This window comes from Desnuesiella massiliensis, assembly GCF_001403615.1.
In the GTDB taxonomy this organism is placed as follows: Bacteria; Bacillota; Clostridia; order Clostridiales; family Clostridiaceae; genus Desnuesiella; species Desnuesiella massiliensis.
Genome location: NZ_LN879457.1, coordinates 1,447,447 through 1,462,469, shown reverse-complemented (window position 1 = coordinate 1,462,469; position 15,023 = coordinate 1,447,447). Strand labels below are relative to the sequence as shown.

The following is a 15,023-nucleotide window of genomic DNA, read 5'->3' as shown; positions in this document are numbered from 1 at the left end:
ATATTTTTATATTTAACTCCTAAGTTTGATTTCATATCATCTAGAAATGGTATTAGTGTAGTAATATCAGCTCTATCCTGAAATATACCAACACCAGTTACATATTCACTTTCTACTCCTATTTGAACATTGTAACCTGGTTTTAGCTGTGAGTTGCGCATATGATCATCTTTCATGTGCATAAAAGTTGCATCATGGTCAGTCTTCGAATAACTATTTCTTCCATTGAATATCCCATTATGCATGTTGTATTTCTCTTGACGCTCATAGTAACATTCTAGCTCCTCTTTGAATTTCTGAAGCTTTGATTTGCGCTTACCAATACCATGAACTAGCTCTATATTTTCTTCATTTATCTTTTGATTAATAAAGTCAAGTACTTTCTTAATATCCTGAGCAGTGTTATCCTTTGCGACAGCAAAGTTTGTCATAAAGCTTAAGTTAACAGCTTCAATGCAAGACTGTATCTTCTCAAACATCTTGCTTTCATTTTTATTAACAACTTTTTTCCATACAAAAGTGTAGCGATTAGCATTTGCTTCAATTTTCGTTCCATCTACAAAAAGATTCTCAAAATTGATTTCTCCTATACTATGAAGATATTGAACTAGCTGATAAAACAAGTCTTCCACTGCTTCTGATAAATATTCTTTTCTAAACCTAGCAATTGTAGCGTGATCCGGTGCTTTCGCGCCTTGAAGTAACCACATGAAGTTAATATCCCTTCTGCATGCTGTTTCAATCTTTCTACTCGAATATATGTTGTTTGAATAAGCATATGTTAATACCTTAAATAGGATTTTAGGTTCCACTGCCGGTTTTCTTCCAACGGAAGAGTACGCCTTGTATAATTTTTCGTAATTTAATCCCTCCAATATTTGGCTAAGCAGGCGGACTGAATCATCCTCAGGTATCAACATTTCAAAATCAAATGGAAGAACCAGTTGATAATATCCATTTGATGAAGTATAATTTTTATGTTGATAATTTGGTTTTTGCATACTATAATTATACAACACTTGCGGTGCCCACGGGCGCCGCATTTTAATTTTTCGAACAAAAAAAGAAGCTGCTGCGCAGCTAACTATTTAGTTTAGTTAGTTGTGCAACATCCCCTTTGCTAATAAGCTGCTATCAAGTTTTTAAAAATTGCCTTAATGCAACATTTAAAGGCTGCTACACTAATTTTTTAGTGCAACAGCCCCTACCTATCCATTACGTTTAGATTTTTAGTATTCAAACATCCCTAATTGTTGTAATTGACCTAACCTCATTAGTGTCTGTGGATCACTATCTTTAAAAAATGCCGTCTTGACTTCTTTTTCCTTAGTCATTATCTGAGTTGAATTATTTTTTGCATCCCTAAGTCTACAGCTATATACTATAGGGAAGTAAGTTCTTATAAACTTACCTTCTGCATGGGCCGTCAAAGCAATTATTTGAAAACCTAATTGTTCAGCTATGAAGAATACCGGATCCAAAACGTGATCACTTGATGCCTTGCCAAAAGGATTATCTACTATTACAGTTCTGTGCCTCTTCATATTTGAAACAATCTGCTTTCTCTTCTCAGCTAGATAATTTAAAATTCCTAAAAATAGAGTCATATTTTTACTCCATTTTTCACCACCGGACCAAGCATTTGATTGCTCCCATGAAAAAGGCATGCTGCTTACCTTGCCATCGTTAGTAACTTTTCGGCACTTTATTTTAATTATATTTTGTTTCATAACAATTCTTAGAAGTTCTTTTGACTGAAGCCATTTTTCAATTGCTTTGCTGACCTTATCTCCAAACTCTTCACCTTCATCATCTTTAAATTGGTCAGATTCAAGCTGTTTAAGCATCCAATCAATGTGCTTACTTAACTCTTCCTTACCTTCTTTTTCATCCCATTCTGGTACATTAAAGGTGAAGATTTCTTTCCAATCCTCTTCAATTTTTATCCTAGTTTTCTTAGGAATAAGCTTCAGCTCCTGACTCATGGTCATAAGATATGAATGTAAATGATTAATAAACTGCTGAAGCTGTTTGTCATGTTCTTTTATGTCATTTTCAGCAATGTCAATTATCATTTCAATACGTTCATTCATCTTTTGCTGCCATTCTATTATATCTTTGAAATGCTTTTTATACTCAACGCCACTTATTGCCATATCCTTTAGCCTCACATCTATTATCTGTGAATTGCAAAAATCTATAAAATATCTTTTTTGCTTATCTACATATAAATTTTTTTCCGCAACTATTTTTGATAACTCTTCGAGCTCATCTCCAATATTATTAACAATCCTTAAGGGTTCATAAGGAATTTCTTGTATTACTTCATTACTTAACTGAATTTCATTTATATTCTCTGCTAAAAAAGCAAACTTACCATTTTTGATGTTTAACTCATTAATAGCCTTTTCAATTTCTTTTTTATCCTTCTCCAATTGTTCTATGCGCTTCAGGTTATACTCTTCTCTCTTATCTAGTTCCTGCTTCTCTTCTTTTAATTCTTTCTTAACCTGTTCTAAAGCTTCAGCAAAGAAAACTATATTGTCATATTTCTTATAAAAGTCTTTTTCTCTCAAATCGTAAGTATTTTGCTCTTTTTGATAAGCGTCCTTAGCTGCTTCTAGTTCACTCTTTAATTTTTTCAAAGGTTTTTTGATGCTTTCTAAAAGGTCTAATAACCTATCTATCTCCTCATCTCCATATAGAGGAAATTCAACATCTTCACCTAATGTAAATTCTGAAGTTTTTCTAAGTCTCTTTAAGCTTTCCTTTAACTCCTCTTCTTTACCTTTAGCATTTTCAAGCTTTACCTCTAGGAGTTCTCTTCCCTTTTGCTTCTTTTCTAGTGCATCCTTTAAATCTTTTCTCTGTATAACCAAGGCTTTTTTACTCATAGATGAATATTTAGCAGTTGCATTTCTTACTTCTTCATAAAGCTCTTCTCCTTGAAGTCTACGTAAATTATAATTTATTTCATTTAACGAACTCTGAATTTCTTCAACTAAATCTAAAGCATATTTTCTTCGTCTTTCCCATGTTGTACATTGTTCAAGGGCTGATTTTAGCTCCTTCTCTTTATTTTCTTTATCAGCTTCATTCTTTTGCTTAGAATTTCTCTTAGTCTTATATTCTTGGGCTTTTATAATCCTATGCTCTATAACAGTTCGTTCATCTTGCAAGTGAGAAGCTGTCTCGTGGCCTTTCTTCATAGCTTCATCTATTTGCTTTATTCTTTCTTCTTTTGCAGTAACATCTTTTTCTAAAGTATTTATTTTTGCTAATAAAGTCTTATGCTCTTTTTGAAGCTCCAAATATGTATCATGAGAATATTTGTTATAAAAAAGCTGTATGCTTTTTAAGGTTTCACTCCAAAGATTGAATTCTTCTTCCTTTCTTATACGATTTTCCGTTGCTTCTAAAGCTTTAACCTCAAACTCACTTTTCCAATTTTCAAATAGCTTCTGTGAAAGATTTTTTTCCCAACTTGAGGGGAATACACTTCTTTCTTGTAAAGTAAATTCTCCAGCTATCCTGCTTCTAGCTTCTTGTTCAGTGATTATAATAACAGGGTGAGATAGTGTTTCTACTTGCTTACATATCCTACTATAAAACTTATCTATTTCTGCATCAGAAACAATTACAGCTATAGCCCAGTAAGGATAAGCTTCATATATTTCATTTATAGCTTTGCCTGTGCTTTCATATATCCTTTGAACAAACTGTGTACCACCTTCAATATAATTAAAGCTATTTCTCCAGCTTCTTATCCATCCTTCAAGGGCTGGATCTGCTGTATAGAATTCATTTTCTTTATAATCATCAGAGAATCTGTGAGCTAAACGTTCCTTTAAAAGCAGCCTTTCCTTTTCATCTCTCAATCTATCTAACTTATCTATTAATCCATTTAAAATAGACTCTTTTCTTAAATATAGTGAATCAATATTGCTCCAGCTAACTCTTAAACTTTTTATGTCATTAAGCAGCCTCTGATGCTCATCTTCTATATTTATCAAAAATGCTCCTATCTCAGTTTCTTCCTTAGTGGCTTCCTTTAGCTTTACTCTAAGCCCCGAAAGCTCTTCATTTAAATTATATTTTTCTTCTTCAATTTTTTTCATTTCTTGAGCAAAATTAAAAATACTCTTTTCAATTTCAACCACTCTATCCTGCCACTTTACATACTGCTCATCCACTTTTTCCTGATCAAAATTATCTAAAATCTCTCTCTCTATTTTTTTCATCTCTTCCGCTAAATACTGTATACTATTATCTAGCTCAGCTATTTTAATCTTATGAGTGTCTACAATGTCCTTAGCCTTGCTTGATTCACTTTCGCAAGTTTTTATTTCCTTTTTATTAGTTTCAATTTGACCTTCTACAATAGTCTTTTCCTTTTCTAATTTTTGCTCCTCTTCGAGATAGTATCCTCTTAACTCTTCACTATTTTGCATAAGCTTTTCTTGAATATCAGTTATGTCTTCATCTTCCTCCAGCTTGCTTATCTGCTCCTCTAGTAAAACTATGCTTTCTTGTTCTTCTTTTATAGACTTACTAAATTTCGCTACTTGAAGCTCTTCAGATCTCTTTTTCTTAGTGTTATAGGAATCTAACAGCTCATTATACTTATGGCTTACTTCTTGAAAGGCTTTCTCTTCCCGAGTTACATTTTCCTTTAAACAGGCTAATTGATATGATGCTTTCTTTTGTCCAAAAATCTCTATCTCTTCAGAGAGCTTTTTCATATTATCCTTTACTTCAATAAGCTTTTCCTCATTACTTCTGCCTTCTTGCTCTATAAATCTAAAAATAGCTTTTGCATTTTCTTTAGCACTAATGTATTTAGAATTCACTTCATCATAATTTTTAAATACTTTTACATAAGAATTTATCTGTGCTTCTACAGCTTTGCTTTCCTCTATTCGCTCCCTTAAGTGCTTGTGTCTTTTGAAATGTTCTCTCTGCTTTTCAAAGGTTTCAACAAAATCCTTTGTTCCATTGCCAGCAAGTGCTTCCTCTATTACAGGTATAAGAAGACTATCTACTAATTGGCCTGTGGTTTTACAGTGATCAAAGAAAGCTTCTACTCCACCTTCAGCACCATTTATTAACGCAATATTTCTCCATTCGGAAGGAAAAATCAAAAAATTATCTTCAATGTAGGCATGATACTCTTTAGCTGTAGAAAAGCTATGTGCATTCATTCTATTCTTAGACATCTCAGAATAGTATTCTCCTATCTCCTCTTTTGTTGCAGGTCTTCTATTACCATATAATCCTTCCAATACAAAAGGAAGCTTTTCAATAGAATTATCATCATTTTCTTCATACTCATATACATACTTCAAGGAATCAACGGAACCTCTATTGATAAATAAGGTTACCGCAGTTAATCCGTACCTTCTAGGCCTATCATTTAATATCCATTCAACTGCTACGTGAGCTACATCATTTTCTAACATTAAAGTATTTCTTATCTTACGGTCAGCAACCTCAGCATGAGGCAGTACTGCTTGTATTACAGTTTGCACAAATACAGTCTTACCACCTCCATTTTCAAGAAGAATAGCAGCATTATGCCCATCAAATTGAAAAATATCGTCATTATATCTCTTATCACCATTTTCATACACTATATTTGTAAAACGAATTTTTGAAATCGCTGGCATTATATCTCTCCTTTCTTCTGATCCAGATTGTACATAAAATCTAATATTCCACGATTATAATCATATTCCATATAATATCTTTGAATAATAGTCTTTGCTTTTTCTGTAAGCTCCAACTCCTCATTTCCTATATCATTAATAAGTTCCTGAGCAATTAAAAATTGCTTAACTATATTAATAAAACTCTTTCTACTGTTTGTTCTTGCATCCTGACTTTTTACCTTTTCCTTAATCTCATCCATGTCTTCCCACTTATCTATGACAGCTGACCAATTGTAATCAAACTCTTTATCTAGCTCTTTTAATTTTTCAATACCATACTCCTTAAGGCTTATAATTCTTTGATTTAAGCTACTTAACCATTCACTTACAGGTAAAAAATCTCTAGTGGCCTCAATGGTTTGATAGCTGTCATAAAATTCTCCAAACAGCACTATAATAGCTACATACATCATATATAAATCAAGATTTACAGCCTTTGTAGGAAGATATTTATTCTTAATTGATTCATTTGAAACATGATACACCGAGTTTCTTGAAACTGGAATCATATATATATAATCACCTGATGCAAATATAGTGCAGTCCTCTTCCTTAGCAAACTGGTCTACAAGACCTCTAATTATTTCATCAGCCATATACAAACGAAGCTCCTCTTTTTCACCATAGCCCTTTACAGAAAGCATTGAAAATAGCTTAAAGGCCTGCATAACCTGTTCATTATCATAATCCATTTTGTTTTGCCTCCAATCTTAATCTCATGTTTTTTATAGTAAATCTATCCGTAACTTTTAAGATATCCTCTGTTTCTTCTACACAAATTATACTTCCTCTATTTATGAATAATCGTAAGGCTTTAGATAGCAAAAGCTCCTCATCCTTTTCATATTCTTCTATTGCAATGGGCGATTTCTGATGCAATAGAATCCAAAAATCGTAAAAAGTTCTATGGTCTAAATACCTTTGCTGTCCATTTTCTTTTATAAATCCTACAAACTCCTTTAGGGTAATTTCTTTATTTTCCTTCATAGCTATAAGAAGTAGCTCGGCTATCTTCTTATAATTTTCACCTTGAATGCTTATTTCCAATTTTATTTCTTCATCCTCAGAAATTCCTAAAAAGTCCTTTGAATTCTCCTGTTTATCTCCACTTTCAATTCTTTGCTCTGAAAATACTGTGATTGGCGACCAAGCTTTAAATCTTTCTAAATATAAAAATGGCTCTATTAATCTTCTAGCTGCATTTAGTGGCAGTGGCGATGCAAAAAGCCTGCTTGTTATTTCCTGGTTAAAATTAAAGGAATCTATACCAATGTAATATAAAGCCTCCTGAGCTGATTGAAGGGCTGTAGTTTTAAGAACAATGCTATCTTTAAGAAGTAGTCTATGTTCATAATGTACCTCATCAAGTTCTCTATCTATTTCAACTATTAGCTCATAGGTTTTTCTATCTTTATCATCAAGCAGCTCATTTCCTATTTTTTCTTTTGTTTCCTTAACAAAAGCTTGTAATTCATCAAACTCCTCGTTTTCACGTTGAAGTCTCATATTTACATCTTCAATAATATTTTTATATCTTTCATAGGTTTCATTAGAAACAATGTTTCTAGTGACCTCGTGCTTTATTCTTATCATTCTATCTTGCAGATTTTGAACATCCAATCTCATTTCATCTATTTGTCTAAGAGCACTAGAAAACTCCCCCTTTTCAAGTTGTTTTCTTAAGACTAGCTGATTTATGGATAACTGAAACTCATTAAAATATTCCTTTGTAGCAAAGATTAGCTCCAAGCCTTGTTCATCAAGAATATAATATTGAGTATTTGTAATTAAATCTGCCTTATCAGTTTTTAATATAGAATATTGAACACTTTCCATCTGCCTTGTTTCCCAATTATAAAAGGTTTTTGCATTTCTTTTTCCTGTAGGTGGCCTAAAAGCTTCTACTATTGTCCTTGCCACTTTTTCAAATCCAACATAATCTAAATCAATCTCGCCCTTATTCATATCAAATAAAAATTGAGCAAGCTCCCTTACCCCTGTTTTCTTATTTCTTATTAGCATATTTTCAAAGAAAAACAGTAAAGTTAATAACCCTAACCCAAAGAAATCTATAGGGTTATTGCTGTTGTCCTTTGTATTCTTATTTTCTAATTTATACAACGTATCGAACAAAGCAAGTCTTTGAATTCTTTCACGATAATTTTCAGTTATACTGTTTATATTTGCCCCCACACTGCACTCCTCCATATGTTTTGAAGTTCTTCCTTACCTAATCCTTCTTGTGGCAAGTAATCCCCTTTTTCTAAAAGCTTTAGAATACTTGCTTGCTCCTCAGAATTAAAATTTTTTATAAAATTATTTAAAGCTTTTTCATTTTTCTGCTGAGTTTCTTTGCCGGCACTACCAGGTTTCTTTAAAAGTTCGCTATAAAAATCAATAGCAAGCTCTGCTCCTATCTTCTGATTCAAGGAATTCCATATTGATATACCTTCATAATCTAAGTCTCCAAAGTAATATAGTTTATGTGCTCCTTTTAACCCCAATTGACTTTCTAACATAACTATATTAGATACAATCTTCCAGCCTGAGCCAAAAATTAAAGAAGTGAATTTTGTATCTTTTAATACCTCCATTAGAGCTAGAAAGGTTGTCTTATTTTCAACAATTAAGTGCCAATATTCAGATTTTAAAAACTGAGATGGATTTACAGCCATCATCAAAGGATCATTTGTACTTGCAATTTTAAGCTTATCCCATATATTTATTCTTTCTAAAATTTTTCTTCCACCTTTTTCATCAATCCATTTCTCATCACCAACTATATGAAAGGAACGCTCCTGAGCTGTAGCATAATCCATAGGTAACTTATTTAAAAGTATATATTCATTAACTTTTTTAATATAAGGTAATTCCTTATTCCAAATCTCTTCACTTAATTTAAAATAAGCCTGTAAGTCTATACTATCCACCATACTGAAGCTAGCAGCCTTAATGCTCTGTATAAAATCTTTTTTAAGTTCATAACGATTGATGCCAAATTTGAAAGCTAAAGGAATCTCTTTGCTATTTTTGTTTTCAGGATTTTTTTCTGTAAGTATCCCCTCCTGAATTAATTCTTTAACAGTAGCTGCAAAGCTTTCATAGCTTACATCCCCTGAAAATAGATTTTCAAGCTCACTTAATGTAATATTTTGCTTCTTATAAGATTTTAAATAGTTTACTATTACATTCTTCATTTTTCTCTCCTCAAAGGCTTAGTTTTTTAGTCTATTTAATAAGTATTTTATCATATTTTTATGGTATATAGGTTGCAAAAATCTAAGTGCATTTCTTTAGCTTCAAAATTCCTAGGGTCGGACCTATTAAGCAGTGCAAATTTGAACCTAAGAAATGTAAGATTTTTATTGCAACATATATATGTATGACAAAAGAGGCTGCTGCACTAATTTTTTAGTGCAACAGCCCCTACCTATCCATTAATGATCAATAATCTCATTATATTAGCTTTAAATACAAATCTAAAGTTCTATTAACTTCTTCTTTAACTATTTTAACAAAATCGTGATTTTTTCCAGTTATATGCGCTTTATCTAATGCCTTATAATAATTCAATTTATTATCATTTCTAATTACTATTGGAGGATATCCACTTTTCATAAGTTCAAGATTTAATAATAATCTTGACGTCCTGCCATTTCCATCAATAAAAGGATATATACCAACAAATATTATATGAACCATTGCAGCTCTTTCTATAGGATGCAAAACTTTAGCATCAGTGTTGTACCATTCAATAAAGTTTACCATTTGTTCTTTTATCAAGAATGGTTCTGGTGGCATATGCTCCGCTCCTGATATTATAATCTGTTGATCTCTATAATTACCAGCATAGTTATCATTGATTCCCTTTAATACTAATCTATGAATATTTTTAATTTGCCATTCTGTAAAAGGCTCTTCATTTCTAACTATATCTTCAATATAAAGTATAGCCTCTTTATGATTAACCACCTCTAAGTGTTCTCTTAGAGTTTTCCCACCTATTGTTATACCCTCTAAAACAACCTTAGTTTCTAAAAGTGTTAATGTATTTCCTTCTATAGCATTAGAATTGTACGTCCACTCTAATAGTAATTTTTCTCTAATACTTTTAACGGTATATTCTGGTAAAGGACTTTTACTGTCTAATAATGCTTTTCTATCATCTATATCTTTAAACATATAAACTTCCTTTCTTAATGCTCAAAGAACTAATTTCCCTTTTATGAACTAAAGAGTAGTTAATTGAGCAATAAATCTAAGCATCTTTTCAATTTAATCTTTATATAATTATATCATAAATGACTATAAAAATATTAAACCACGTTAAATAAAAATAAACACCTTAGCAGGCTATCAATATTATGACCTGCTAAGGTGAATTTATTTAAGTAGCAACAAAAACAGGCTTCCTTCAGGTTCCATCTCGCGGTGGACACCCTTGCCGTAAGCTAGTGGTTGATGCCAACCTCCACAGTGGACTTTCACTACCAAGCTGCCGCTCATGCTGGACGCACAAACAAAGGATGGAAAATAACTTTCCATCCTTTGTTAATAAGTTTCTGTCAAGTATTTAAATGTTATCTAATACAGCATTTAAAATGCTTTGTATTACTTTTTATTTTATCCTATGTAAATCAAATAAAATGTATCTCTTTCAAATAATCAAGATAGTTTTATGACATTATACAACTCAAGTTTTTCTTATTTACTTTTTATTGCTCTAAAGCTTTAGCCACCGCTCTATTTATATCGCTATAAAACGAAATATCAATTTTCTCAATTACTTCTTCTGGCAGACCAGCAAATTGATTTTTATTGCTTATTGGGACTAATGCTCTTAACGCACCGTTATCCAAGCTTAATTGCAATATCTCAACAATAGATGTCGGCCCCTTTAAATTACCTTGAACTGTAAGTTCTCCTATAACTACAGTTCCAGCGTTAATGCGTCTGTTCTGAAGTGCCGAGATTAAAGCTATGAAAAAGCCTGAACCACATATGCACTCTACATGACCACCTATAAGATCAATTACTTGCATATAGATATCTTTCTGCATAATATAGTTTTCCAAATCTAACCGGTCTTTCATGCTTAGTAAGTATGAATATGCTATATTGGCAGCGTCTTTAGTCGACATATCTAAACCAGCAGGCAATCTTAACTTACCAGTCCCTGGAGAAAGAGAGACTTCTATGCGGAAGATTCCACATTTACCTTGGTTGTCTACACAAGCTACATATATTGTCCCTGGCGGAAGTGGATCTTGTGATATCATCCCTACACCACCTTGTTCTGGTATCCCTACAGTAACCTCTTTATTATCTTCTTTATCAATATAAGAAAAACTCGTTTTGTAAAATTCAAAAGCCCCTCTTTTTTTCAATTGTTCTTTAACTCGTCTTCGACCTTCCATAGCAATTTCAATATACTCCACTAAAGTTTCTTTAGGGCAATCACCATCCGGGTGAAGTATTTTTAATAATCCACTTACTGTCTTCTTAATAGCCGTAGCATCCCTTCCTTCAACATGAGATCCTAGGGTAAAATATCTTTCCAGTTCATCGAATCTATTTACTTTTCTTATACTTTTAAATACTTCTGCCAAATAATCTGTTACAAAACCATATCTATTTGTAAGTAAGGCCTTCGAGTTTTTTGGTATCTCCCAACCTGGTAAGTAAAAGTGCATTCTATCAATAACTGCCATGTCAAATTCTTTGGGTAACGGCTCAAATAAATCATTTATATTGCTACGGACTAATGCGTCTACTTGATGATTAAGATTTCCCACAAATACTAAAGAAGCATCAGCCATTACTTGAGTTACACCTCTACTAAATCTTCCATTAGCCATATAATCCTTCATTATTTGAATGGCATCTGAGTCAGTTACCTTCATCCCTCCAACTTCATCGAATGCTACAACATCCCAATTCCCAACTAACCCAACCTGTCTTCTAGCATTATTATAGAATAAATTGGCTGTACTAGCTTTTCCACCAGAAACTAGGATACAGTATGGGGACATCTCACTATATATATAAGACTTTCCTGTTCCACGGGGTCCTAATTCAATAAAGTTATAATTTTTTTCAACAAAAGGAATTAACCTAGTAATTAAAATTAGTTTAAGTCTCTCTTCCATAAACTCTGGCTCTAGCCCTACTGTTCTCAAAAGTATATCTAGCCATTCATTACGAGTAAATTTCTTTCTTCCTTCAATAAACTCATCTAAATCAAACCTAGCTAATTGAATTGGTTTAATATCAGCAACATAAAACGGACTATCATTCTTACCCTCAGGTTGCTTAAACTCTAAGTCAATAATTGCCCATATCCCACCTTCTAATAATCGCTCATACCGTTTAAACCATTCGTCAGCTATATGAATTCTAGAATAGTTAAAGTTATCCATTGAAGCCCAATACTTTGCTTCACTAGCTAAAAAACGAACCTCAATTCTATCTATGAATCTATGTCTTCCTTTTTGCTCCACTAAAGACTGTGCCTTATTAGCCTCATCATGACGAAAATAATTGTTTCTTAATGTTTGTTTAACAGCATCAATACCAATAGCAATCTCTTCCTCATCATCTGATGCGCAATATCTTCCAAGGAGAAATTCTAGAACATAAGAGGGAACATTCTCCCCTCCTTTAATTTGATGAAGTAAATCTTTTCTAACTACCTTACCTGGAAATATATCATGTAATTTTTTCTCTAATTCCACTATGCTCAAATATATCACCTCATTCCAACAACTCATTCTTAAGTTTTAACCTAGTCCATATAACCTTAGAAGTTGAATCTATAACTCTAATTTCAATATAATCTCCATTAAAGTCTGAGTCAATAAGTATTGGAATATGTACTGGGCAACCGCTATTTAAAATTACTTCATGCGTTGTTTCATCTCTTGAGGGACAATCAGCAACTGTTCCTATGACTTTGCAATCCTTATCAGTTCCATCATATACATCTACTTTTGTTCTTAAATTTGATGGAATTAATGAATCGAAACATATGTTTATGCTAAATACTCTATTTGTAAAAAAGTTTCGCTTATATGAAATCGTAACATTTTCATTCTTGCTCTGCGTTCTAGTCTTTCCATTTGAACGAAGCTTAATAATGGGTACAATAGATTCCTGTAAGCTTATACCTTCATGTGCATAACCTTGAGCTTTGTTAAATACTTTAAAAGATCTTGGAATACATGTTTCTCCAACGCTACTATCTAACCCTAAGCACTGGGATTTTAGAACAACAGTACCTGTTTCCTTTGAATATGGATATCCAATAAAGCAGCGACGCTTGCTTAAGATCCAATTCCCCTTTGGAGTTGGAAGTATATCACCAGGTAATATTTCTGGCAACATTATATGCCCATGATCTGCAGTAAGTACAATTACATCAAATCCAGCATCTATTAGCTTAACTGAGGCTTGATAAAAATCGCCTAACATTGTGGTCATATTTTTACGTGCATGATATAAACTTAGGTTTTCTGGCATCAAATCCATGTCAGATACCCTTATAACTAGTAAATCTGCTTTTTCTAAACTTGAATTGGTTTTATTAGATGGAATCGATAATAATTCTCCTAATGTTATATCTGAAAAACGATCTCCGTACTTTTCTTTTATATATTTCATTCGATCTATTGATGCTTTCATTTTCCTATTACCTAAGCAAGGAGTCAAACATCCCTCATCTATCTGATAATTTAAATCACTACTTGCTCCAGGCATAAGGGCTGCCATTCCAAACATTGTCGTCGTAGGAACAACACAGGCTGCAGAATGAACCTCAACCTGGGCTATGGATGCAAGTGTTTCTGCTAAAGATATTCCCATTTCAAATCTAAGGGAATCTCCAAGAAAATATGCTACCTTTTCTCGCCTTTGTAAATGTTCATGAACAAATCTATCAAAGATTTCTGTTTGCTTCAAAAAACCTTCTGGTGGCCATTGGCCTTCACTTAGTAACGATAAAAACTTTTCTTGGATAGGTTCTACTATAGCTGTATATTTCCTTCTGCATATTTCAACTATTTCTAAAACCTCATCTATTCTAGTACATTCAGCAACACTTTGTTCAAACAATCTTTGAGCTTCATCTAACTTATATCCACCATCTTTTTTTGTGTAAGCTTTTACTATATCTAATAGCTTTACATTTTTAAGTTTACTTTCATTTGATATAGTTTCGCCTATCTCAAGAATATTAAGACCTCTTTCAACAACATTCCATACTTGGTCACGCTCAGCTCTATTTTTCCAAAAAGAGCTTTTTTGTAAATGCATCATTGATTTTGCATGATTTATATTTAGTTCTTTAATTTGGTTTATAACTTTTTTTAAGTATAATACTTCTTCAAAAGCAAATGTGTCTCGTTCACCGATATCGTTAACTAAGTCTGGAATATTTTCCAATTTATATTTTTCCTCTATAGTTGTTGCATATACAATATATTTATCCCTATATTTTTCAGCACCTCTCATGTTATCACATATTTTATAAATAATATTTTTATAGCTATCCGAAGCTAACTTCATACTATTGTAATATATCGACAAATCACTGCAAACATCAAAAGAAAACTCACTTAATAAAATATAACTTGCCAATTCATTTTTATATGTTTCCCAATCACTATGTGAATATCCACTAAACCCCAATTGCTGTCCTACAAACCTATTTAGTTCTTCTCTCGCTCCATCCATACTACTAAATTTAAAGCTCAATTCTTCATCACACAAGATAGTAGGAATTACTTCTGATACTGATTGAGATAGTATAATTTGTTCAATAAGAGGCCATGATTTTGTTTTAGGAATTGTTTCTAACAAATCCAAAGTAGGCCTTCCTTCTCGAAATAATGTATCAATTTGCTCAGATTTTTCTGGCCAAACCTGACGAGCAATAGAATTAAGCCTCTCTGATTCTGCTTTTCCAAATACAGTGCCTACTCTTGAAAATAATTCAAATTGATTATCAAGTTCTTCTTCTAATGTCTTAGGCGGAAAGAAAGGAAGATAAATAATCATATTCTTTTGAGATTCATTATAGAAAGCGCTATTATTCATTTTTTTAAATACTTGCTCAGCTTCTCGACGTGCAATAATTATGGACTTAGTCGCATTTATAACAACGCAATTCGGTGCAGTAAACTTATCTATAAAATCTTTAAATTCGTGCTTGCCATCATACCAAACAACTACTCTATATTTATCAAGTTTTTCAAGCAAGCTGTTATTCAAAAACTCGGTTATCCCCATAGTATTCCTCCTAAATCTATAACTCTCAAA

General features: G+C 32.5%; 8 protein-coding genes. All 8 read right to left on the bottom strand.

Annotated elements, in window-relative coordinates; genetic code table 11:
- Positions 1 to 1,001, bottom strand: a 1,001-nt coding sequence (locus tag BN2665_RS24825; RefSeq protein ID WP_195892637.1) for a transposase, incomplete at its 3' end; no start/stop codon positions are given.
- A 228-nt stretch (positions 1,002 to 1,229) separates the two neighbouring features.
- Positions 1,230 to 5,666 carry a hypothetical protein gene (locus BN2665_RS27680; RefSeq protein WP_242866015.1) on the bottom strand — a complete coding sequence of 1,479 codons (4,437 nt, stop codon included), beginning with the start codon at positions 5,664 to 5,666 and terminating at the stop codon, positions 1,230 to 1,232.
- Positions 5,666 to 6,400, bottom strand: coding sequence for a DUF6063 family protein (locus tag BN2665_RS24815; RefSeq protein WP_055669762.1), 735 nt, complete (start codon positions 6,398 to 6,400; stop codon positions 5,666 to 5,668). Before BN2665_RS24815 ends, BN2665_RS27680 begins: the two co-directional genes overlap by 1 nt.
- Positions 6,390 to 7,901 (bottom strand): replicative DNA helicase, encoded by a 1,512-nt coding sequence (locus BN2665_RS24810; RefSeq protein ID WP_154675028.1) that lies wholly within the window; start codon positions 7,899 to 7,901, stop codon positions 6,390 to 6,392. Before BN2665_RS24810 ends, BN2665_RS24815 begins: the two co-directional genes overlap by 11 nt.
- Positions 7,886 to 8,905: a Wadjet anti-phage system protein JetD domain-containing protein gene (locus tag BN2665_RS24805; protein WP_055669760.1), complete on the bottom strand. Its 1,020-nt coding sequence runs from the start codon at positions 8,903 to 8,905 to the stop codon at positions 7,886 to 7,888. Before BN2665_RS24805 ends, BN2665_RS24810 begins: the two co-directional genes overlap by 16 nt.
- A gap of 259 nt (positions 8,906 to 9,164) precedes the next feature.
- Entirely contained in the window at positions 9,165 to 9,890 is a 726-nt protein-coding gene (locus BN2665_RS24800; protein ID WP_055669759.1) for a Fic family protein, read from the bottom strand.
- Between the two features lie 533 nt (positions 9,891 to 10,423).
- Positions 10,424 to 12,442: a protease Lon-related BREX system protein BrxL gene (gene brxL, locus BN2665_RS24795; protein ID WP_242866028.1), complete on the bottom strand. Its 2,019-nt coding sequence runs from the start codon at positions 12,440 to 12,442 to the stop codon at positions 10,424 to 10,426.
- Positions 12,443 to 12,461: 19 nt separating this feature from the next.
- Positions 12,462 to 14,993 carry a PglZ domain-containing protein gene (locus BN2665_RS24790; protein WP_055669757.1) on the bottom strand — a complete coding sequence of 844 codons (2,532 nt, stop codon included), beginning with the start codon at positions 14,991 to 14,993 and terminating at the stop codon, positions 12,462 to 12,464.
- Positions 14,994 to 15,023: the final 30 nt, after the last annotated feature.

What these genes read in the sequence shown, in the direction of transcription:
- BN2665_RS27680 (WP_242866015.1), bottom strand. Translation starts at nt 5,666, where the DNA reads ATGCCAGCGATTTCAAAAATTCGTTTTACAAATATAGTGTATGAAAAT.
- BN2665_RS24815 (WP_055669762.1), bottom strand. Translation starts at nt 6,400, where the DNA reads ATGGATTATGATAATGAACAGGTTATGCAGGCCTTTAAGCTATTTTCA.
- BN2665_RS24805 (WP_055669760.1), bottom strand. Translation starts at nt 8,905, where the DNA reads ATGAAGAATGTAATAGTAAACTATTTAAAATCTTATAAGAAGCAAAAT.
- BN2665_RS24800 (WP_055669759.1), bottom strand. Translation starts at nt 9,890, where the DNA reads ATGTTTAAAGATATAGATGATAGAAAAGCATTATTAGACAGTAAAAGT.
- BN2665_RS24790 (WP_055669757.1), bottom strand. Translation starts at nt 14,993, where the DNA reads ATGGGGATAACCGAGTTTTTGAATAACAGCTTGCTTGAAAAACTTGAT.